The organism is Steroidobacteraceae bacterium (assembly GCA_041395505.1).
Lineage (GTDB): Bacteria > Pseudomonadota > Gammaproteobacteria > Steroidobacterales > Steroidobacteraceae > JAWLAG01.
The window spans coordinates 2,367,191-2,388,471 of the sequence record JAWLAG010000001.1 but is presented as its reverse complement, the minus strand read 5'-3'; the positions used below and the strand labels follow the sequence as shown (position 1 = coordinate 2,388,471).

The following is a 21,281-nucleotide window of genomic DNA, read 5'->3' as shown; positions in this document are numbered from 1 at the left end:
CTGACCAGTCGTCAGGGACTGGGTTTCAAGAATACCCGAACGTCTATACCGCGACGATCGTCGCGACCGGAAATCTGCAGCGCATAGCGTGCGCTCTCTCTCAGTCCTTGCGCTTCGGCTTGCTCGAAATGCACATCACAGGCCTTGTTGCTGCACTCGAGTGCGACGATTGCTTCGATTGGCCGCTCGAACTGCGAGGACTCGCGATAGCGCAGCTTCGTAGGCAACATGATGGTCGCGGCCTTTCGTACCCAGATTCGTTGGCTTCCACGGAGGTCGGTCGCCACGTCCCCGGCCGTTTCGCGAATGCTGAAGCTCGGTTGCAGCACTGGGCGCAACGTTCCGGCCAATGCCGCGAAAACGATCATCGCGGCCAAGGCAATAGGCAGGCGAATATCGTGCATCGCCCCGCGGCGCGCCGCGGCAGCGAGCGCAAGGCCAGCGGCAATCGTCGCTAGGAGCGGGGAGAGGTCTGCGTCACGTGTTGGCCAGAACGAATCGACCCATCCCAGATGCAATGCCACTGCCTCGCACAACAGCACCAGCAATGCGGCAAGGCAGATGGCTCGGCGCGAGCTCGCGGCCGGTTTGATCCAGCGCAAAAGCACCCAGGCGCCGGCTGTTGCAGCGATGCAGATCAGGAGCCTGGACTGCAGATGTTCAATGGGCAGGTGGACTGCCGCGAAGGCTGCGCTCAGCAGCTGAGCGCCGAGAAGTGCGGCTGGCGCGCCGACCAGAAGCGCATGGCCAACGCTTACGGGACGCGAAAAGTCCGCGGCGCGAAGTGTCGCAATGCCGAGCGCCGCACTCACCAGCAGGAAGAATTGTACGTGTACGAAATAGCGCGGCGGCGAATAATCGAGCAGCGTCATTGCGAGGAAGGTACCGAGACCGACCACGAGGCTCCCGGTTCGCAGACGGCAAGCGATTTCGGATTCGTTTGGCCGTCGAGCCATGCCGCCGATCGCTGCAAGCCAGCAGCCGAGCAGGCCCAGGTGCACGACAACCGAAGCCTGTCCACCCATGCGCTCGAACAGGAACCAGATCGGGCCGGTTGGCTGAAGTTTCTCAAGGTAGCCGAGGAGGAGGTTGATCGAGTCGCTGAGCGCCGGTTGCGCTCCATCGTGGCCCATGAGCGCAGGAACGGCCAGTAGGGCCGGACTTGCCAAGGTCGCAACAAACGCCAATGTGCCGCTCAGGCGCTGCGCGACCGGCACGATGCGATTGGCCAGGTAGGACGCCGCAATGAGGCCTGGCAAGGCGAGGCCCACAGTTCCCTTGCAGCCGACCGCGATCAATGCGAGTAGTCCCGCAAGTATCGCCCGCCGCACCGACCATTGGCCGGAGCAAATACAGTAGAGCGATGCGGCGAGGCCCAGAAGGGCGGGGATCTCCGGCACGGCGATCCGGCCGAGTCCAAGGAACTCCGGACCGAAGCCAATGGCCATCAAAAGTGCCGTCAGCAGCGTCGAGGGCAGAGCTGAACGCAATACAAACGTGGTCAGCGCCATGAGCGCGATTGAACTCACTGCAGTGACCAGTCGTGCCTGCCAGAAATCGACGCCGAACAATTTGAAGGCAACGAAACAGGCACCTTGATAGAGCGGACTCAGTAACAAGTGCAAGCGCGACAGGCCGTAGAGATTCGGATCATGAAACAGCGCCAGGTTGCGCGCTGTCTCTACCCATCGCGCCTCATCCGTGACGAAGCCGGCCCAGCCGTAAACGTAGGGGTCGGCGTCCAGCTGCCACAATCGTGCAACGATTGCCAGCGCCAGCACGAGCAGAGGCCAGGCATCGCGTCCCCGCGTGCTCACGCGACTTCATCCCGGGCGTGCTGCTGTAATGTTCGTGCGACTATCTGCAGGTAGCGCCCGAGGACGGCGGATTCCGACCACTGCGCGCGCGTTGCCGCGAGCCCATCGCGGGCGAGTGCCTGTCGTTCGGCGCTGTTGCCCTGCAGTCGCGAGATGGCCGAGCGCAATTCGTCGGCGTCATTGAACAGCAATCCACCCCCGGACGCTGCGATGATTTCGGGGAATGGGCCGATATTGCGCGCAATGACCGGCGTGCCCTGGGCCATGGACTCTATGAGCGTGAGTCCGAAAGTCTCGTAGCCGCGTGCCGGCGCGATCGTTGCCACGGCGCCCCGATAGAGGCTGCGCAACTCATCGGGCATGGTCTTGCCGAGCCAGCGTATGTTGGCGATTTCGTGTGTGCTCGCGCGCAGACTCGCGGTGGCCGTTCCGTCGCCAGCGATGAGCAGATCCGCCTGCTCGTAGCCCGCGAAGGCAGCGATCGCCGTGTCGATCCCCTTGAAATGCTCGACGCGCCCTGGCAGCAGAAAATACGGGCGGCCTCCTGAGCCGGACTCATGGCGCTCGACACCGCCGGCGATTTGCGCATCGGCTACGAATGGCGGCAGGACCTCCATGGGGGTCGGCCAGCCGAACTCATGGTGCTTGTCGCGGCTGAATTCACTCATCGCGAGAAAAACATCGATGTGCGCGGCCTCCCGGACCAGAAAGGACCCCGCACGCCACAGTTGCGGCGGTCGATGGTGCCGTAGCTGGCAGCGCAGGCATTGACGTTGCTGGCATGGTTCGCGTTGATGCCGCCACAGCACGTGGGTTGGACAAACGAGCCAATGTTCGTGCGCGCTATAGAGCTTCGGCGCGCGACCCATTCGGAGCACGCCCGGTCCGCCCAGCAACGACACATTGTGGAAGTGGATCAGGTCGATCGACGGGTCGTTGAGGATCTTGGCGATCCGGCGCTTTTGCCTAACGGGGCGCCCGGTCTGATGTACGAGAAATTTGTCGGCCAGCGCATGCCCGGATCGCAGTCGCAGCGCCTGGACTCCAGCGGGTGCAGGCACATCTACGTCTGTCCCGCCCATGGCGAAATAGGCATCCGAGTCGCTGACGACGGTGACCTGGTGTCCGCGGCGAGCGAGCGCTTCGCAAAGACGCTGAACCGCGATCGCGTCGCCACCAAAAGAGTGGGGCGGATAGAACGTGGTGACGTGGCAGAAGTGCATCGTTTCAGGCACCAGCGATGTCTTGCTTCGGCCCGAGGTGGTGTTTGAGCCATGCCCAGGCGAAGCTCGCGCTGCTATATAGATAGTAAAACTGATGAAACGCGAAGGCGCGCAATGCGAACACGAGGCCCTTGGCGCGGGTGAAGAAAGCAATCATTCTGCCGTTTGCGGCGAGCAAGATGAAAAATGCGAGCGCAGCGGCAGGCTTGGCGAGCAGGCCGGTCAGCGCTGCGACCGAGACCAATGCGGTCACGCCCGCCAGCATGGCCAGCACGCGCTCTCGTGTCGATACGTTCAGGTCATTGGTCAGGGACTTGCGCTGCAGCATGAGCGTCGACCAGGGCACCGCGCGGCGAAAGATTTCGGTATGCAGCAGATTGGCCAGCCGCCACTCCTTGAGGTGCTTGCAGCGCAGGTTCTTGTTAAGCACGATGCGATGACCGGCCGCTCGCAGTCGGTAGCCGAGCTCGATGTCCTCGATGGATGGGTAACGATAGCGCGCAGCGTCGAACCCGCCCACGGCCAGGAATGCCGCCTTGCGTATTGCGCCACAACCGGCCCAGAAGGTCGATGCTTCGCTTGCACCCTGTTGGTGGTAGTAGTGATGAATCAGATTCTTGTATTGCGACAGGAAATTCTCCGCGGCGGGGCTGTCGTCATACGATCCCATCACGGCGCAGACAGATTCGTCCGCAAATGACTGCGCCAGGATTCTCGCGCAGTCCTCGGCGAGTATGATGTCCGAATCGACGAACCATACGATGTCGCCCTGGGCATGCTGCACGCCCAGATTTCGCGCGGCACCGGGGCCGCCCTGGACGGGTGTGGCCAGCAGACGTATCGATTCGTGGGTCCGCAGCAACTCGGCCGATCCATCCGTCGACCCGTCATCGACAACGATGAATTCGAAGATTTCGCCTCGTCCGAGCGCCGACAACAGCGGGGGCAGGACCTGTGGCAGGAACCTGCGTGCGTTGTACATGGGCATGATCACCGTGATATTCAACGCATGTCACTCCTCATGCGGGCGGTCAACAACCCCAGTGCCTCGCCGCCGCCCCACGCAATGCAAAATGCTGCAAGCCAGAGCAAGGCAAGGGCGGGCGCCTCACGAAGCAGACGGGCACGCATGGCGCCTCGCAATATCTTGAAGTAGACGACCAAAGGAATGAGAGGGCTCGATGCCAGCAGAACCGCTCGCCGTAATGCACCTGACTGCCGTGCCCGCGATGCACCGAATTGTCGTCCGTGGGCAAATCGTTGCGCCATGAATTGCGAACCCGTATACACATTGCGATGTTCCACCCGTATGCGCGACGAACGAGCCAGACGGCATCCGGCGGCGCGAAAGCGCCGATGGAAGTCCGGTTCCCAGAAACCCTCACGCAACAGGTCGTCACTCTGCAGAATTGCGGGGCGCCAATAGACGGCGTTGTCCGCAGCGATTTCGCCGACGTCGATGGCATCGATCGCCTGCGCGTAGTCGCGGTAGCGCTGCAGGAATATGCCCCATGAAAGTGCGTCGCCCTCTGCCGCATTGACGAAATACCCGCCAATACCCACGGTTCGGGCATCGACAGGCAGTTGCATCGCCTCTGCCAGCCAGTCATCGTGTGGCGGGCAATGTGCGGTGAGCAATGCGACGCGCGGTGAAGCCGCGGCGATGATCCCGTCGCGCCAGAGCTCGGGAATGCGTGCGCCGCTGCAACCCTCGATCAGCCGGGAATTGGCAAGATCGGCCGCCGCAACACGTTCGTAGTCGGGGCCGCGCGCGATGCAGAGCAGGACTTCGACCTCGGGCCGCCCTGACGGGCCAAGTCGGGATAGCAGTGCCTGCAGGTTGTCCACAGCCTGCTCGACGGCAACGATCACTGACAATTGCGTTGCCATCACGTCCTGCCGAGAATCTGCCGAACAAGCCCGCGCATTCGCAGGTAGAGATCGGCGCCGGTCCCAAGCAGATTCTGTCGCAGCCACCGGGAGCGCAGATAGTACGAATCGATGCGCGGCACCCGGGCGCTGTCGCTACCGGCCATCCAATAGCCCATTCGCGTCGTAAAGCACGCCGAGTACAGTGGTGCCGCCGCTCGAACGACATGCGTGTTGAATCGCCCGAAGGGATAGGCAAACAACCTCGGAGCGCGACCCAGTCGCGCTGCGATGGTTTCGTTGGCACGTTGGCACTGATCGACAATGGCGTCCCGGTCGAGCGTGCACAGGTCCGGGTGATCAACCGTGTGCGCTTCGATCGTCACGCCGCCGTGATGACAGTCCTCGAGTTGCTGCCAATCCAGCATCGCAAGATGGTCCGGCCTCGCGGCGCCGACCGGCCAGCGCTCGGCCCGGCCTATTGATCCGGTCGCAGCGAAAAGATGCGCGGGGTAGCCGCGAGCGCGCAGCGCGGGCAGCGCAACCCGATGCACGGATGCAAAGCCGTCATCGAAAGTCAGCGTCACACCGCCGCCGCCGCGCCGTAGCGTATCGAAATCCACCACTGGCACGTTGTGCCGCCCGAATTCCTGCAGCAGATGCTCGAATGCGTCGATCGGATAGGAAAGAACATGATCATGATCGCTGATGTCATGAAAGGTGAGTACGAGGGCCTTCATGTCGCCCCCGTTGCGGTTGCGGCGGTCCGTTCAAACGCCTCCAAAGTCATCGCGGCGGCGCGATCCCAGGTGAAACGCAGCGCCTGTGTGGCACACTCGGAACGGCATTCCTGCCACCAGGTGGAATCTTGAGCCGCGCGACGCATGCACGACGCCAACGCATCGATTTCGAGCGGTGAACAGCAGGTTCCCGCCGGGCCCACGACCTCGGGCAGGGCGCCCCGATCGCTCGCGATCACCGGCGTGCCGCATGCTATGCATTCGACGGCCGGAAGGCCAAAACCTTCGTCGAGCGATGGCATAACGAGAGCCAGGGCAGTGCGATATATATCGCGCAACGTCAGATCATCCACGAAGCCGGTGAATCTTATGCGCTCGCGCACATCCGGCAGGCTCGCAATCAGCGATTGCAGTTCACCGATCAACGAGCCGAACCCCTGGCTGTGCGGATCGCCCACCAGCAGCAACCATAGGTCGGTTGTCGCCACGCGCGAAAAAGCACGAATAACGGATGACACGTTCTTGTGGGCTGCGAATCCGCCAACGTAACAGAAGTAGTTCGCCTTTGGTGGAATTCCGAATGCCGCACCGATACGAGCGCGGTTGGCCTCTGCTTCAGCCATGGACGGTGCTGGGCTGAAAGCGCTGCCAGGTCCTTCAGTCGTCAGGTCGATGCAGTTCGCGGGAACTTTCATGTGCCGTGCGACGTCGTCGGCGGCCGCACGCGACACGGTCAGCACCCTCGTTGCAGCGCGCGTCGCCATCCAGATCTTCGTGCGCCAGCGGATTCGCGGCAACAACTTCGGGAAGACGAGGTGCGGAAATTTCTCGGCGATTGCATCGTGAACGGTGACGACATTGGCCATGCGCGTCGGCGGCGGAAACCACGAATAGACGGCGGGGTAGAACAACAGCTCGGCACCGGTGGCACGGGCGGCCCGCGTGAATCTGAGCATGTCCGCGATGTCGCGATGATCATCAGCCACTGCAGCCTGAGCGATCTCGCGCCGCGGCTTGACCGCGATCGCCGCGCAGGGCATCGCATCGGCCGGTAATTGGTCGAATAGCAGAATAAATTCATGACCCTGTCGGGTCCGCAGCAGTGCAGAGACCAGCTCGCGGGTAAAGCGGCCGAAGCCGCGGCCATTGCGCCAGGTTCCTGCATCGATTGCGATTCGCATCAGCGCCAACTCGCAAGTCGCGCGCTGGCGGGTCGCATGCTTCCGACGGCTTCGCCGCAGGCCCAGGCGCAGGCGAAGACCACAATCCAGGGCAGGGCAGTCCTGCGACCATGACCGCAACGCCGCCAGGCGCGAATGGCGCGAGCGGCGAGCACCGTGGCTATCAGCGGTGCGCCGAACACCGATAAAAGGCGACGGCCCAATGAGCGCTGCTGATGCACGCTCGCCGCGAAGATCGTGCCATGCGCGTAGCGATTCGCCCAGGTCGCTGCGCCGGGTGGGACCGCCGAGTATTCAACCTCTGCATCGGGATGGTCCAGCAGTCCGCGGTGGTTCGCGAGTATCGATGCCTGTGCAATGGGCTCCTGGATACCTTGCGACGTCGGCAGACTGGTCAGGGCAGTGCGTCTGTAGGCGATACACAGGCCCGGCAGACGCAGGCGATTGATGGCATGCCCATTCGCCGGCAACGCGAACTCTCCGTATTCGAGGCAAGCCAGTGCGATGTCGCGGCCGTTCAGTGTCCTTGCAAGCCGAATCGGGCCTGCGATCGCATCCACTCGCGAGAAGCCGTCGAGACTCTCCAGTATCGCCCGCCAGTTGCCGCAAAGTCTGGCACTGTCTTCGATGATGAGTATCCAGTCCGTGGTAATCGAGGCGACACCCAACTGGCGACGCAATGGCACGGGGGCATCGCTCTCGATCCAATGTGCATGCTGTTCCGCCGATAACGCGTGCGATCCCTTATTGCCAACGATTACGTAGTCGATGTTGAGGCGCCGCAGGTCGTCGAGGCAGCCTTGCAGATTTCCTTCGCCGATGAGGGGGATGACAACTGCGCCGACCGCGGGCGGTGATACGGAGGCTGCGCTCACCGACAGCTCGCTTGCTGCATCGCTGCGCGCAATTGCGCGCAGGTCTGGTAGATGCGTACGGTCCGCGTGTGGCTCCCCGAGGCACTGGCGGGGGTCTGCATCAGAGCATAACTGTCCCGGATCAGCTCCTTGAGGCCAGGGTATGCGGGTTCACCGCGCGCGCCCCGCAGCGCGAGGTTCACGCCCGCCGTGCCGATGAGGCCGGCTGCATCGCGAAAAGGCCGCAGAATCTTGTCCTTGCGCGTGGACGCACCCGGATACAAGCGCAAGTATCCATGGAAGAAATCAACATATGCGGTTGCGAGCGTTCCGCGCAGCGTCATCGCCGCGACCGTAGGCCGCGCCGTGGCGCTCACGTGAATCGAGCAGACAGTCGCATCGAGCATGCTGGTCGCCAGGACTTCCCCCGCCTTGGCACGCAGGACCCGCCAGTCTGCGGTATGCGTCGGCAATCCAAGCGACTCAAGGATCGATACGGGATGCGGCAGGATTTCCTCCACCAGGGACCCGGCGGCATCGTTCCCGAGTCGATCCGCGCCGGCGCTGCAGAACTCAAACGCGATGCTCTGCACCGACCCCAGTTTCGCTCGGGAATCCGCAAGCTTTCTAACACCGCGCTGGAACAGGAACTGATGCACTGGCACGAGAACCCGTTGGCGACCGACCGCATCATTGACAAGCGCTTCGACGCGGTTCGGATCGCGGGCGAGGGGCTTCTCGCAGATCACATGGCAGTTCTGGGTCAGCATTGCGGCGATCATCGCGTCGTGATGCGCGAGCGGTGTGCAAATATGGGCGACCTCGATCGAGTGCCGTTGCGCGACGTCCAGCAGATTGTCGCTGGTGCGCGCGCCGAATTTCGCCGCCAGTGATTCGGCTCTGTCGGCTACCGTGTCGACGACGAGGGCGATCTCCGCGCCACAGCGGCGGGCATATCGCGCGTGCCAATAGCCCATGAGACCGGCACCGACGATTGCCACGCGCGGGCGGTACATGGCCACAGGAAGATCCTAGCCAACTGAGCCGCTGTGGGAGATCGGTCTGTCCGACTTGTAGTGGTCGCGACCGATTCCCGGGGAGCGGATCTCTTCCTGATACTCGAGTTCCGTATTCACAGCCATGTGGTCGATGTCGTAACCAAGAATACGTCGCCCCAGCAGCAAGCCCATCTCGATGGAATGATCGGCGTTATTGTAGCGAAAAGTCCCGCCGCGACCGACGATGTGGATACCCTCGAGACCGGCAAGGTAGTTCTTGATGAGCTCGATGCGCCCGGCGTACAGCAGGTCGTAGACGGGATAGGCGAACCGGGTTCGTATTACGTTCCAGCCGACGACTTCCTTGCGCGCAATGAATTGCAGCTTGTCCGCAAGATCGGTCACGCATTGATTGACAATGGCTTCATCGTCCATGGACCAGATGTGGTCGCCGACAGTGCAGAAGCATTCGAGCACGAGCGAGGTGTGATCGTCGTCCGGGACCATCGCCCGGCTCCAGTTCTTCGGCTCGTGCAGCCTGCCGAAAAGGATATTCTCGTCCTGCACGTATAGCCAGGTGTCCCGCGTTACCTGCTTGCGGCGCAGCTTGACATTGACGGTGACCAGATCGCGAAACTGCAGCTGATTGGCCGCATCGAGCACCTGCTGCTCAGCGCGCGGCGAAGTCATTTGCGCAAGCTTGCCGAGCGGTATCGTCGAGACGACATCCGTCGCGGCAAGCGTATGCAGCCCCGCAGCATCACGGTAATCGACTTCGAGCCGGTTCGGTCCGAGGTGTCGGACGGCAACGACCGTTGCGCCCCGGACGACCTGATTGCCCTTGCTCTCGATGAATTCAGTCATGCGCTCGGGGATTCGCATGTAACCGTCGCGTGGGTACATGAACTCCTCGATGAGGCTCGTCACATTCGATTTGCGGTTGGCAAGCGCTTCGCGCACGACCGTCCATATCGATAATCCGCGGCTTCTCTGCGATACCCAGTCGGACGACAGTTCTTCGCACGGTTTCCCCCATACCTTTTCGGTATAGCGGCGGAAGAACATCTCGTAGAGCTGCGAACCGAATTGCGCGGTATAGGCGTCACGCATGTTGTCGATCGGGCGGTCCAGCACGCCGTAACGAATTGCGGCCATCATGAATGTGATGCCCGCCTTCATGATGGTAAAGATACCGGCGTTCTTGATGACGTCCCCGATCGCGACAGGGTACATGTAGTACTTGCCGTCGTAATAAATTCGGCTGATACGCTCGACCAGCACCAGCTCGCCTTCCATCAGGCGTCGGAACCAGTTGTTCAGGTGTTCATTCTTGGTAAACCAGCGGTGACCGCCGAGGTCGAATTTGTATCCTTGATCGTGGACGGTGCGGCACAATCCTCCGACATATTCGTTGCGCTCGATGACGGTTACCCGCACATCGTTCTGTACCAATTCGTGCCCGGTGGCGAGTCCGGCAGGGCCGGCGCCGAGGATTACGACGTGTTTGGCGGTGTCATTCATGGATCGCTTCAGCGGTGCCGACCCTGGCGCCAGTCAACGAGGCGGTTGTAGGTCCACGCCAGAAGCAGGCAGGCGAGGAAAATAACTGTAAACAACTGGGCGGCACCGATCAGGCTGCCAGCGAAGGACACCGAGTAGCCGGGGAAGTATTGGCCGAGCAACATCGCGTTGCTGTGTTCGTCGCTACTGCCGCGAAACACGAGCCAGTTGGTCGTGGCAATGAGCTGCAGTGCGCCCACGCCGCCGAGCACCAGCCCGAGGCCGGGCCCATAGATGCGCAGGATCGGTGTGCGAAATCGCCTGCGCCGATCGAGCGCCGGGTCAAGGTAGGTCAGTCGATGCAGGATCGTGCGCGCGTAGCCGCGATAGAGCAGTGCGCCAGTCACGGCGCCGTAGATGAACCCCCAGGTAGCGCCGATCAGTGCGCCGGGCCATGTAACTTCATAGCCCCAGATAAAAACGGAAAGCAGCGATAGATGTGCGCCGGCGTCGTCATCGCCGCGCAGAATCAGAACCAGGGTAGCCAGGAACAATCCAACTGCGGTGAGGACGCCAAGCGTTACGGCGGCAATTCGCGTGTTGAGCGTGGTCGCAGCCGCGAGCACCGCGCGCTCCTCGTCAGTCAATTCGAGCGTTTCGTGCTGCTGCGCCATTACAGGTTGCCCGTCTGTCCGAAGCGGCCGATCGCACGAACCACGAAAATGTAGTGCGCGAGATTCCAGCTGAAACCAACGGTCGTGCCGATCGCAAAGCCGAGTACGAATCCGTACAGGAAGCCGAGCAGTGCTCCTGGCCAGGTCACGCTGAAGCCGGGGAAATAGTTGGCGAGCAGAGCGAGATGCGGCCCTATATGGCGCGCATCGGGCGGTGCAGTGATCAGGAGCGTGGCGGTCGCGACAAGAATCAGCGCTCCGGCCACCAGGCCCGTAGCCGTTGCGAGACCGCGGATATCGAAGCGCGCAAAAGTGCTGCGAACGATCAACTCCGTTCGATCCACCGCATGGGCGCGAGCCGTGACGTTCACTGGGACACCTGGGCTATTCGTCGTTTGCCGACCATAGTAGCGATCGGCAGGGGCCCAAGCGAAGATCCCTGCGGGCAACCAGCCGAACTGTGCGTTCCGTCACCCGCCCTGGCAACATAATGATAATCAATCGACACCGCTGATTTTGCAAGCGTTGTCGCCTGCTAGAACCCGGCGGCATCGGGAGAAAATTCAGCGCGCAGGTCGATTTCGCGGTCTTCGCGCGCGGAGCGATACGCAGCGCGCATCATGGCGAAGCTGCGCAGGTTGTCCGCACCTGAACAGGGCGTTTCACTGCCGTCGGCAATTGATCGGAACAAGCCCAGCAGCAATTGCGCCGTGGCGGCCGCGAACAGATCGCCGGGATCACGCGCGAGGACTTCGCGTCGCTCGCCGCGGTAGGCGATCGCACGCGCGCTTGGTGCAAAATCGAAATTCACGAACGGCCTTCGCGTCTGGGCGTTGATGCCCGAGGCGAGCGCCAGTACGCCTCCGATTTCTGTCTCGATCGTGGCGCTCGTGCCGTCGAGGCGAATGTCGAGATAGCGGTGCCGTCCTCGGGTGAGACGATCGAGGGTAATGCGCGCGAACCGCTCGCCGGGGAACTCGACGTCGATGAGATCCAGGTAGTCCCCTACGCCGTAGTCCACCGGGCGCGGCATGCGCGCGCGGATCGCAATTGGCTCGTCACCCATGAAGAATCGGCACAGATCGAATACGTGCGTGCCGAATTCCTTGCAGGTGTGCTCGGGATCCGTATCCCGCCAGCTGGTTGTATCGACTCCCTGGGACCGGAAGGTCTGTTGCATTTGCAGGAATACCAGCTTTCCGAAAGCTTCGGTCTGCATGTATTGCAGGGCCGCGGCATGGCACCGCATGAACCGGTACTGGTTGTTGACCGCGATGTGCAAGCCGCGTTGCTGTGCGAGAGCGACCAGTGAACGCGCCTGCTCCAGATTCGAAGCGAACGGTTTCTCGCACAATACATGTGTCCCTGCTAGCAAGGCCTCCTTCGCGATGGCATGGTGCGATTCGGTCGGGGTCGCGACAATCAGCAGATCCGGCGTGGTGGCACGCAGTAGTTCTGCGACATCCTTGAAAAGTGCCATGCCGGTACCGCGTGGCGATGCCTGTGGATCCACGGCACCCACCAATTCGACATTCCCCAGTCTGCGGCAAGCAGGCAGGTGGATGGATCGCGCTGCCGACCCCAGGCCCGCAATGGCTACTTTTGGCACGCTGGTTCGGCCCTTCCCGTTGTTTGACAATGCGCCCGCAGGCTGTCACCTAGCTTGCATGTGGCGCGGCCAGCATGCAATGTGATATGTGGCAATGCAGGGCCAGGCGAGCCTGCCCATACTTCGCATATTCGTACCATAAAGAGGTGACACGTGGTCAGCTGGTCAGGTGCAAAGGTACTCGTAACCGGGGGCGCTTCTTTCATTGGCAGCCACCTTGTCGACAGGCTGGTCACGTTGGGCGCGCGGGTTCGCGTGGCTGATGACCTGTCGAGTGGGCGCCTCGAGAACCTCGCGCTGTCGCACGACAAGATCGAATTCCACAAGGGCGACCTGCGCGAGCGGCCATTCGCCCGAGAGATGGTTTCGAATCAGCAGGTGGTATTCCATCTGGCTGCCTGTCATGGCGGACGCGGATTCATCGACACCCACCCCGCCGATTGTGCGGCCAACATGGTGTTGGATGGAATCGTTTTCGAGGAAGCCTATCGCGCCAAGGTCGACAGGATCAGTTTCGCGAGTTCCGCCTGTGTGTACCCGGTGCAACGGCAGGTCGCTCCGCAGGGCGGCAACGTTGTCTATCTTCGCGAGGAATGGGCCGATCCTTTCACCGAGGGTTGCGCATCGTCTGATGGCGAATATGGCTGGGCCAAGTTCATGGGTGAGATGAGTCTCAAGGCCTATGCCAAACAGTATGGCTTGAAGTCCGTTTCCTGCCGTCTGTTCACTGCCTACGGTGAGCGTGAGAACGAAACGCACGCCGTTATCGCGTTGATCGCAAAAGCATTCGTGCGCATGGACCCCTACGAAATCTGGGGCGATGGCAAGCAGGACCGAAACTTCACCTACGTGTCCGACATTGCCGAGGGCATGATTCGTGCCGCCGAGAAAATCACCGATGGCTCGCCGATCAATATCGGCACGGCGGAGCATGTACAGATCATCGATCTTGTCGAGAAAATCTGCCGGCTGACGAAGTTCCGGCCGAAATCCTTCAATTTCGACATGAGCAAGCCCGTCGGTGTCTACAGCCGTGCCGCGGACCTCTCTCGTGCTCGTGCGGTGCTTGGTTGGGAGCCGCAAGTGTCGGTGGATGATGGGCTCAAGAGAACGATCGACTGGTATTTCTCCACCCACAAGGCCGACGAGGTCGCCGGCAAGCTCGGTGTCTTGCTTACCGAGCGATGACGGTTGATCGATTGCGCGGCAAGCGACCAAGGATTCTGGTCGTCAGCCGCAATTTCCCGAGCACCGCGAATCCGCGGCTGGGCCTCTGGGTACGCCATCAATTGCGGGCATTGGCCGGTTACTGCGATGTCACTGTGGTCGCGCCTGTGCCCTATTTCCCGCCGCTACCTGGTCCGGCACATCGAGTCGCGTTTCGCCAGGTCGCCCGCCGGGTCGAGGACGATGGCATAGTCATCCTGCACCCACGCTATCTGACTGGTCCTGGCTATACGACCTTTCGTTTCGATGCCGCTTGCGAGGCCAACGCTGCAGCGCGAGCGTTGCGCCGGGATCCGCTGCCGTTCGATCTGATCCATGCGCACTTCATCTATCCCGACGGCGTCGCTGCCATGCGCCTGGCCCGCGCATTTCCGGTGCCGCTGGTCATGACGGAGCACAATTTCTGGCGGCCCCAGATGGAGGATCATCCAGCCATCGTGCCGCAGGCAGACGCGGCGGTCGCCGCGGCTGACGCAATTGTCTGCGTAAGTCGCGCGGTGCACTCGAGCATGGAATCGGTCCTGCAGCGGCCGGTGCCGGCCGAGGTGATTCCGATCGGAGTCGACCCGAGTCTGTTTCCGGCACGGGAACGCGCCGGAAGCGGATCGGGGCAACTGCTATTCGTCGGTTGGCTGCGGACCGTCAAGGGTATCGACCTGGCGCTCGCGGCACTTGCTCGATTGCGCCACGGCGGCTTTCCGGGAGCAACGTTGACAGTCATCGGAGGAGCGCTGTTCGGGCCCCATGAACCCGTCCTAGCGCAACTGCGCCACAAGGCGCAGGCGCTCGGATTGGGCGGAGCGCTCGAAATTCGCGGGCCACAGTCGCAAGCGCAAATCGGCGAAGCCATGCGTGCGGCGGATCTGCTCATCGTGACAAGTCAGCGCGAGAGCTCGAGCGCTGTGCTGGTCGAAGCATTGTCGAGTGGCACGCCGGTCGTGGCGACGCGCTGTGGTGGACCGAACGATATCGTGACCGAGGGGGACGGAGAGCTCGCGCCGGTGGGTGATCCCGAAGCGTTTGCCGCGGCATGCACGCGGACATTGCAGCGACTTCGATCATTCGATCCGCTCGATCTCCATGCGCGCGCCGCCGGGCGATTCGGGTGGGAGCGGCTCGCGACCCGATACACCGCCGTTTACGAGCGGGTACTGTCGCGCCGACCCGGTCGCAACAACGACCGCAGCTGAGTCCGAAGGCTCGTCGGCGCGAGTATGAAGGCGCCGCCAATGATCGCAGCATAGAGACAGGCGCGCAGCAGCAGGGGTTGTGGTTGCCACTCCGGGAGCGGCGCCAACGCCCGGCAGCTGATCGCTGCGCTCAACAGGAAGATCCACAGCCACAAGGGGCGGGTGGGCATCTGCAGCGCATGCCGGTGGAGCAGGAAGGTCGTCGAGACCAGTAGCAGGCACAATGACTCCAGGGCAAGCGACAGCGCTGCGCCGGTGATGCCAAAACGCGGAATCAACACGATGGCCGCCGCGATCACCAGCAGCTGTACCAGCACGTTTTCAACCACGTGAAATTTCATGTGATCGAGTGCGATGACGATCGCCTGAACAGCGCCTACCGCAAGCTCCAGGAGCTTGGCGATCAGGAATATAGCCAGGACGGCTGTCGCGGGATGGAATTCCTGCGAGTACAGGATGGAAATGACCGTCTTTGGAAACAATAGCAGTGGTGGCAGGCAGACGGCGGCCAGGAAACCGCTGGCGCAGAGATATTCCTCGGCGCGGTTCATGAGTTCCTGAGGCGTGCCGCCCCGCGACACGTTCGGCGTGTGCATTGCGAGGTTCCCCGCACTGAGCACCGTGCTCGCGGCAATTGCGATGGCGAATGCCGCCTGCATCCAACCTGCGGCTGCGGCGCCCTCGAGCTGCAGCACGCGATAGTTCACGAACAGGAGTGCGAATGGGCCGGCAATCGCAAGTGGCCGCATGATCATCACGAAGCGCCAGATTTCCCTTGGCAGGGAGAATCGGCCACGCGGCGGGCCAACCCACACGCCGCCGTTGAACTTGCGCGACAGGCGCCGTAACGAGAGCGCGACGAAACAGATGCCGAACACCGCGTATACGAGATACAGGCCGCGCAGGCCCGCAAGCCATACTCCGAGGAACGCGCTCGCGGTGAGGCCGAGCGCATTGAGCAGGGTGCTGGTGAGTGCTGCCGTTGGTTCACCATGCGCGGACAGTGAATTCTGCAAAAAGGGCACGAACATGATCGCCGGCAGGGAAGCAAACGCGACCAGCAGAATGTCCCGGTGACCGACGAGCTCGGCGCCGAGCAGTCCTGGTGAAAACGTCGCCAGCGCCAAACCGGTGGCCATCGCAAGCGCCAAGGTCAGCACGAGCCAGTTGCGCATCGCACGCCAGATGGCGGTCATCTCGCCGGAATTGTTCTGCAGTGCCGCCGGCAGGAACCTGACGGCCGCAAGGGGCAGGGAGAATGCCGCGGTCTGCGCGAAGAGCGCGAGCAGCTTGTCGATGACCGACATCAGCCCAAGCCATTCCGGGCCAAGCCACAGGGCGAGGCCCTTGGTCCTGGCAACAAGCACCAACATGACGGCGAGCTGCAGTGCACCGACTCTGAGCAGGCCGGCGATCACGTATTGTGCACCCTGGCTACTTTCATGTCCGACCGGTCATGGCAGTATAGCGATCCGGCCACCACCCAGGGAGCAGACCTTTGTCATTGCTGCGCGGACGTACCTTGTACATCGATCCGCCGAGCCATCATTTCCTGGCGGATCGATTGTTCGAGGACGACTCGGACCGGCTGAACGGTGACCAGCAGAACGCGCCCTACGTTGCGCTTCGTGAGCGACTGCAGGCGATCGGCATGGCCGTGCATACGGTGGACAGGTTGCCGCGGCAGGAGTCGGCGGAACGCGAATTCCTCATCTCCCTCGGTGGGCTCGATCGACTGGCCGCACTCAGCGGCAGGGCCGATCTCATCCGCTGCGCATTCTTTGCGCTCGAATGTCCCATCGTCGAACCGGGGATCTACAGGCGCTTACCGAGGGTCGCGCGCGATTTTCGGCGAGTCTGCTCGTGGAGCAGCAGCAAGTCCCTGCATCGATTCACGAATTCAGACCTGCAGCTCGAGCGATTTCGTTGGCCGCAGTCCTTCGATGGCGTGCACGAGTCGGTGTGGTCCAACGAAGACCGCCGGTTCCTTGCAATGATCAATGCCAACAAGTTGCCTCGTGTTTACTGGCAGGAGCTCTATACGGAGCGCATGCGCGCAGTGGCCTACTTCGAGTCGCACGGTGAGATCGATCTATATGGCAAAGGTTGGGGGGAACCGCCGGTACGGGTGGGTCGCACCTGGCTGCCCTGGACGATCAAGAAACCAGCACTTGCCATCGCACGCGCCTGGCAACGGCGATTTCCTGGTGACCTGCAGCGCTCGGCGCAGCGCGCTTGGCGAGGGAGTGTTTCGTCCAAAGCGCTGACATTGGGCCAGTACCGCTATGCGCTTTGCTTCGAGAACTGCGTGATCGAAGGCTGGATCACCGAAAAAATCTTTGACTGCTTTTTTGCGGGCGTCGTTCCTGTCTACTGGGGTGCTCCTGAAATCGCCGATATTGTGCCGGCGGAGTGCTACATCGACATGCGAAGTTTCGACGGTTACGCCGAGCTGCGCGAGTACCTTCATGGTCTGTCCGATAAGGAGTGGCGCGCCCAGCGGCAGGCCGCGCGCGATTTCCTGGCCTCGCCCGGTTACCAGCCCTTTACATGCAAGGCCTTTGTCGAGCGCATTGTCTCGATGCTGCACGAGGACAGCAAACTCCTCGGGCAGGGCGCTGGCGAGCGCGCCGGTGCCACCTGTACAGAGCCTGCCTAGGGCTTCGTTCGGGTGCCGGCGCGACTGCGAATTTCGCCGCGCAGTTCGAGTATTTTCCGAAGACCGCCTCGCGCCTGGGATCGCGGCAGTTGCCAGCGGTACGTGAACAGCGCCGCGAGAAACGACGACCATGGCAACCGGCATGCGCCGGCGAGGACGAGGGCAAGCGTAGCGACTCTCGCGCGCTGGATGACGCGGCTCGCGACGAGTTTGCGCAGGCTGACGTTGTCGAGGGCAGCCCTCGTTGCGCTCACCTGGCCCAGGACATATCGGCGCATGGCCACGAAGGTCCAGTCCTCAGCTCGATGGGCTTCATGTGCCCGCAGCGCAGCTGGTTGTGCAATCTGTGCTCCGCCGCTAGCGCGCAGGTGGTGATCGAGTATGGCGAAATGAAGTTCGGGTTCCGTGCGCATGCGTTGGTAGGAACGCGAAGCCTGGGATTCCGTATGCCGGTAGCGAATGAGGTGCTCTTCGAGGATGATCAGATCACGGTGGCGGGCGACCCGTATCCACATGTCCAGATCTGACGACACTTGCCAGCGCGCACCATCGAAGTCGCCAACCTCGCGGTAGGTGCTCGCCAAGACCATTGCGCTGGGAGTGACGAGGTGGCGATTCTTGTAGGTCAACAGCGCGTTGAAGATCGTCGCAAATGGCAGCGGTTGACCGCCGGACAGCTCCACGGGCAACTCGAGTCTCGCGTACTCGCGGTTCTCTTCGTCAACCAGTACGTCGAGCGCAAAGACGGCGCCTACCCGGGGGTGTGCAACGAAGGCGGCGACCTGCCTGCTGACGATGTGCGGGTCATAGATATCGTCGGCATGAAAGATCGCGATGAGTGATCCCCGTGCCCGGGCAATTCCGTCGTTGACGTTGGCGAATTGACCCAGGTTCTGCGGCCGCCTGATATAGGTGATCCTATCCAGGTAGTCGCGGGCAATTCCTGCCGTGCCATCCGTGGAACCATCGTCCAGCAGCAGAATTTCGCGCCTTCGGTAATCCTGGGCGAGCACGGACTCGAGGCTCGCGCGCAGGAAGCGCTCACCGTTGTACACGGGGACGATGATGCTGACGAATGGTTGGGTCGATGTGTTCACGCGCTGGGCCTGGCCAGAATTCGTGCGACGATTGCCTCGGCCGCTGCCGCCAGTGGCTGCGGGTCGTAGCCAAGTAGATCTCTGGCGCGTTCGATGCTCACCGCGCGCGACATGCTGGCCTGAGTTGCGCGACGCAGACGCGCGGGGACGGGTACGTGCAACCGGTCGGCCAGTGTCGTAATGCCTTGCGCCGTGATGCGCACGGCACGACCTCCCAATCGAAGCTGCCGCAGGCCGCTCCCGGCTGATCTCGCGAGGAGATCGATCCACTCGTCGAGAAAAATGGCCCGTTCTCCTGCGATGTTGAGGAGAGTACCGGAGGGCAGGGGGCGTGCAATCGCGAGCCGGATTGCCCGGCACAAGTCGTCGACCGGCAGCGGGTGGACCAGCAATCTCGGCGGGGCATGCAGCCACCATTTGCGTTCGAGTATTTCACGCAGGAAGCGGATGCTTGCAGCCCGTTCGTCGGCGAAGACGCCGGTCGGGCGAAGCAGCACGAAGCGCGTGCGGGTTTGTGCGAGCGTGTCGATGACAGCGTGCTCGCCGTCCAGTTTGCTGCGCTCATAGTCCGTTTGCGGGTTCGGCGTGGACGACTCGGTGAAGGGCAGGTCACCAGCGCGCTCGCCATAGACACCCGCGCTGCTCACGTGCACAAAACACTCGACCTGCTCCGCGCGGGCAGCCTCGACGAGATTCTTCGTTGCCAGTACGTTGGCGCGGTAAAGTTCCGCCGCGCTGCCCTCAATTGCACCAGCGAGGTGGACGACGATATTGCAGCCGGCCAGAGCCTGCCCAAGGCGCTGCGGACGATGCAGGTCAACCTGTCGGGTCAGGTTGGCTGATGCATGCGGAGTGGCTTGCCGCGAGAGTGCAACGCCTCGCATGCCGGCGGCTTGCACGTGTCGCAACAGAGCTTTGCCGACGACACCGGTGGCGCCGGTAACTGCGATCTGGCTCATATGTACATAATCACATGCGTCCGCTGAGTGCCATTCGACGATTTCGCAATGACGCCTTTGCGGAGCAATTCTGCCATGTATACTGAATGACTTACGGCGCGCAGTTCGCACGAATCCCGAAGTCCCAAGGGCGTGAGTTTCACCAAGGCAATCATCATCAATCCGCCGAGTCCCGTTGGCTATATGTCGAACAAGGACTCGATGGGCGGGTTTGGACAATTGTATGCCGAGGAGGCGCCGCCTTTCCCGCCACTCGACATGGCCTACCTCGCCGCCTATCTGCGCAAGGATGGTCATGCCGTCGTCGTGCACGATTGTGCGGCCCTAGGCTGGTCGCTGGACGATCTGGCAAAAACGTGCGGGAACGACCGCGAATTCCATGCTGCGCTTGTACTGGTGCGCACGTCGCTACCGACCATCGATGTCGATCTGCAGACCTGTGCGCGACTTGCGGGCATGCAGGACGCAGGTCGCGTTGCCTTGTTCGGTCCGGTGATTCCGTCCCTCCTGAAGCGCATCGAACAGGACCAAACGCTGTCGTTCGTGTTCCTTACCGAGCCCGATCGTCCGGCAGCAGCCTTGATGCGTGGCGAATCCGTCGGGCAAATTCCAGGTATCGGCTATCGCGAAGGCGCTGCCTGGACGCACACGGCTGATCTGCCATTCGAGAAGAACCTCGATGCGCTGCCGTTTCCAGCCTGGGACCTGCTCCCCTACAAGGAGTACGTCATCCCGAAGTCATCGACCTCGGGCAGCGCGCGTTTCCTGCCGATGCTGAGTTCACGCGGTTGTCCGTTCGGCTGCAGTTACTGCCCGTATCCGGTTGGTCAAGGGCTCAAGTGGCGTTATCGATCCGCATCGAACGTCGTTGACGAAATGCAGTTCCTGGTTGAGAAATTTGGAGTCGAATACATCCTGTTTCGCGATCCAATGTTTTCAGCGCAACAGAAGCGGGTCATGGCGATCTGCCGTGAGATCATCGCGCGCGGTATCAAGGTGTACTGGAAATGCGAAACGCGCATGGACTGCCTCGACGATGAGACCATCGAGCTCATGGCCCGCGCAGGCTGTGTCGGAATCAATTTCGGAGTCGAGAGCACTGACCCGGAGATCCAGAAAGGCGTTCATCGAACACCGATTCTTCCCGAGGAATTCGTGGCCAAGGTTGCCTCATGCAGGGAGCATGGCGTCGCCACCTTCGCCTTCTTCGTCATCGGTCTGCCCGGCGACACCTTGAGGACGATCCTCGACTCGATCGAGTTCGCGATCCGGATACGCGCCAACTGGACGCAATTTACGATGGCGACTCCGTTCATCGGCACGCCGATGTACAAATGGGCTCTGAATGAGCGGCTGATCGAGGCCGATTTCTACAAGATCGTCAGCGCCCATGAGCGATCGGTGGGCAACGAGAACCTGACCGGCGCCGACATCAAGCGGCTGCATCGTTTTGCCCGTTTTCTGCAGGATCACATACTCAATCGCCACGGCATTCTGAAGAACGACCGGCGCAAGGGTCTGGCGTACCGATCGCTGAAAGCGATCGCGGATTTCGCAAGCCGATCGGCGGCACTGACGCTTTTTCATGCCGCGCGTTGGCATTTCACGCGCAGCGTCAGTCACAAGCCGCGCGCCGGCCGCAGTGCCTTGCCGCGAAGCGAACCTATCAGGGTTGCCAAATAGC

19 protein-coding genes are annotated in these 21,281 nt (G+C 61.9%); 4 read left to right on the top strand and 15 right to left on the bottom strand.

Annotated elements, in window-relative coordinates; genetic code table 11:
- Positions 1–11: 11 nt before the first annotated feature.
- The 12 genes from R3E77_11175 to R3E77_11120 form a co-directional block, all read right to left on the bottom strand.
- The gene (locus R3E77_11175) at positions 12–1,817 is read right to left on the bottom strand and encodes a hypothetical protein (GenBank protein MEZ5499974.1); all 1,806 of its coding nucleotides are present in this window, start codon (positions 1,815–1,817) and stop codon (positions 12–14) included.
- Positions 1,814–3,052: a glycosyltransferase family 4 protein gene (locus R3E77_11170; protein ID MEZ5499973.1), complete on the bottom strand. Its 1,239-nt coding sequence runs from the start codon at positions 3,050–3,052 to the stop codon at positions 1,814–1,816. The genes R3E77_11175 and R3E77_11170 overlap by 4 nt, the downstream gene beginning before the upstream one ends.
- Entirely contained in the window at positions 3,045–4,046 is a 1,002-nt protein-coding gene (locus R3E77_11165) for a glycosyltransferase (protein MEZ5499972.1), read from the bottom strand. The genes R3E77_11170 and R3E77_11165 overlap by 8 nt, the downstream gene beginning before the upstream one ends.
- Positions 4,043–4,930, bottom strand: coding sequence for a hypothetical protein (locus tag R3E77_11160; protein ID MEZ5499971.1), 888 nt, complete (start codon positions 4,928–4,930; stop codon positions 4,043–4,045). Before R3E77_11160 ends, R3E77_11165 begins: the two co-directional genes overlap by 4 nt.
- A complete protein-coding gene (locus R3E77_11155) occupies positions 4,930–5,649 on the bottom strand; it encodes a polysaccharide deacetylase family protein (GenBank protein MEZ5499970.1) in 720 nt (239 codons plus the stop codon). The genes R3E77_11160 and R3E77_11155 overlap by 1 nt, the downstream gene beginning before the upstream one ends.
- On the bottom strand, positions 5,646–6,830 hold the full coding sequence (locus R3E77_11150; protein ID MEZ5499969.1) for a glycosyltransferase family 1 protein: 1,185 nt from the start codon (positions 6,828–6,830) through the stop codon (positions 5,646–5,648). The genes R3E77_11155 and R3E77_11150 overlap by 4 nt, the downstream gene beginning before the upstream one ends.
- Positions 6,830–7,705, bottom strand: coding sequence for a hypothetical protein (locus R3E77_11145; protein ID MEZ5499968.1), 876 nt, complete (start codon positions 7,703–7,705; stop codon positions 6,830–6,832). The genes R3E77_11150 and R3E77_11145 overlap by 1 nt, the downstream gene beginning before the upstream one ends.
- Complete coding sequence (locus tag R3E77_11140; protein ID MEZ5499967.1) at positions 7,702–8,700, bottom strand: Gfo/Idh/MocA family oxidoreductase; 999 nt, start codon at positions 8,698–8,700, stop codon at positions 7,702–7,704. The genes R3E77_11145 and R3E77_11140 overlap by 4 nt, the downstream gene beginning before the upstream one ends.
- A gap of 15 nt (positions 8,701–8,715) precedes the next feature.
- Complete coding sequence (locus R3E77_11135) at positions 8,716–10,203, bottom strand: FAD-dependent oxidoreductase (protein ID MEZ5499966.1); 1,488 nt, start codon at positions 10,201–10,203, stop codon at positions 8,716–8,718.
- Positions 10,204–10,211: 8 nt separating this feature from the next.
- Complete coding sequence (locus R3E77_11130) at positions 10,212–10,856, bottom strand: hypothetical protein (protein ID MEZ5499965.1); 645 nt, start codon at positions 10,854–10,856, stop codon at positions 10,212–10,214.
- Positions 10,856–11,227 (bottom strand): hypothetical protein, encoded by a 372-nt coding sequence (locus tag R3E77_11125; protein MEZ5499964.1) that lies wholly within the window; start codon positions 11,225–11,227, stop codon positions 10,856–10,858. The genes R3E77_11130 and R3E77_11125 overlap by 1 nt, the downstream gene beginning before the upstream one ends.
- Before the next feature lie 164 nt (positions 11,228–11,391).
- Complete coding sequence (locus R3E77_11120) at positions 11,392–12,465, bottom strand: Gfo/Idh/MocA family oxidoreductase (protein ID MEZ5499963.1); 1,074 nt, start codon at positions 12,463–12,465, stop codon at positions 11,392–11,394.
- Positions 12,466–12,618: 153 nt separating this feature from the next.
- On the opposite strand from R3E77_11120, the gene R3E77_11115 reads away from it, so the two are divergent.
- Together R3E77_11115 and R3E77_11110 are read left to right on the top strand one after the other, a co-directional pair.
- Positions 12,619–13,653, top strand: a complete 1,035-nt coding sequence (locus R3E77_11115; GenBank protein MEZ5499962.1) for an NAD-dependent epimerase/dehydratase family protein — start codon at positions 12,619–12,621, stop codon at positions 13,651–13,653.
- Positions 13,650–14,882: a glycosyltransferase gene (locus tag R3E77_11110; GenBank protein MEZ5499961.1), complete on the top strand. Its 1,233-nt coding sequence runs from the start codon at positions 13,650–13,652 to the stop codon at positions 14,880–14,882. The genes R3E77_11115 and R3E77_11110 overlap by 4 nt, the downstream gene beginning before the upstream one ends.
- Here the strand turns inward: R3E77_11110 and R3E77_11105 are convergent.
- Entirely contained in the window at positions 14,831–16,300 is a 1,470-nt protein-coding gene (locus tag R3E77_11105; protein MEZ5499960.1) for a hypothetical protein, read from the bottom strand. The genes R3E77_11110 and R3E77_11105 overlap by 52 nt on opposite strands.
- An 80-nt stretch (positions 16,301–16,380) precedes the next feature.
- Here R3E77_11105 and R3E77_11100 point away from each other — a divergent pair, with 80 nt between their 5' ends.
- Positions 16,381–17,541: a glycosyltransferase family 10 gene (locus tag R3E77_11100; protein ID MEZ5499959.1), complete on the top strand. Its 1,161-nt coding sequence runs from the start codon at positions 16,381–16,383 to the stop codon at positions 17,539–17,541.
- Here R3E77_11100 and R3E77_11095 read toward each other — a convergent pair.
- On the bottom strand, positions 17,538–18,638 hold the full coding sequence (locus tag R3E77_11095) for a glycosyltransferase (protein MEZ5499958.1): 1,101 nt from the start codon (positions 18,636–18,638) through the stop codon (positions 17,538–17,540). The genes R3E77_11100 and R3E77_11095 overlap by 4 nt on opposite strands.
- The gene (locus R3E77_11090; protein ID MEZ5499957.1) at positions 18,635–19,597 is read right to left on the bottom strand and encodes an NAD(P)-dependent oxidoreductase; all 963 of its coding nucleotides are present in this window, start codon (positions 19,595–19,597) and stop codon (positions 18,635–18,637) included. The genes R3E77_11095 and R3E77_11090 overlap by 4 nt, the downstream gene beginning before the upstream one ends.
- A 132-nt stretch (positions 19,598–19,729) precedes the next feature.
- Here R3E77_11090 and R3E77_11085 point away from each other — a divergent pair, with 132 nt between their 5' ends.
- On the top strand, positions 19,730–21,280 hold the full coding sequence (locus R3E77_11085) for a radical SAM protein (GenBank protein ID MEZ5499956.1): 1,551 nt from the start codon (positions 19,730–19,732) through the stop codon (positions 21,278–21,280).
- The last annotated feature ends 1 nt before the right edge of the window (position 21,281 follow it).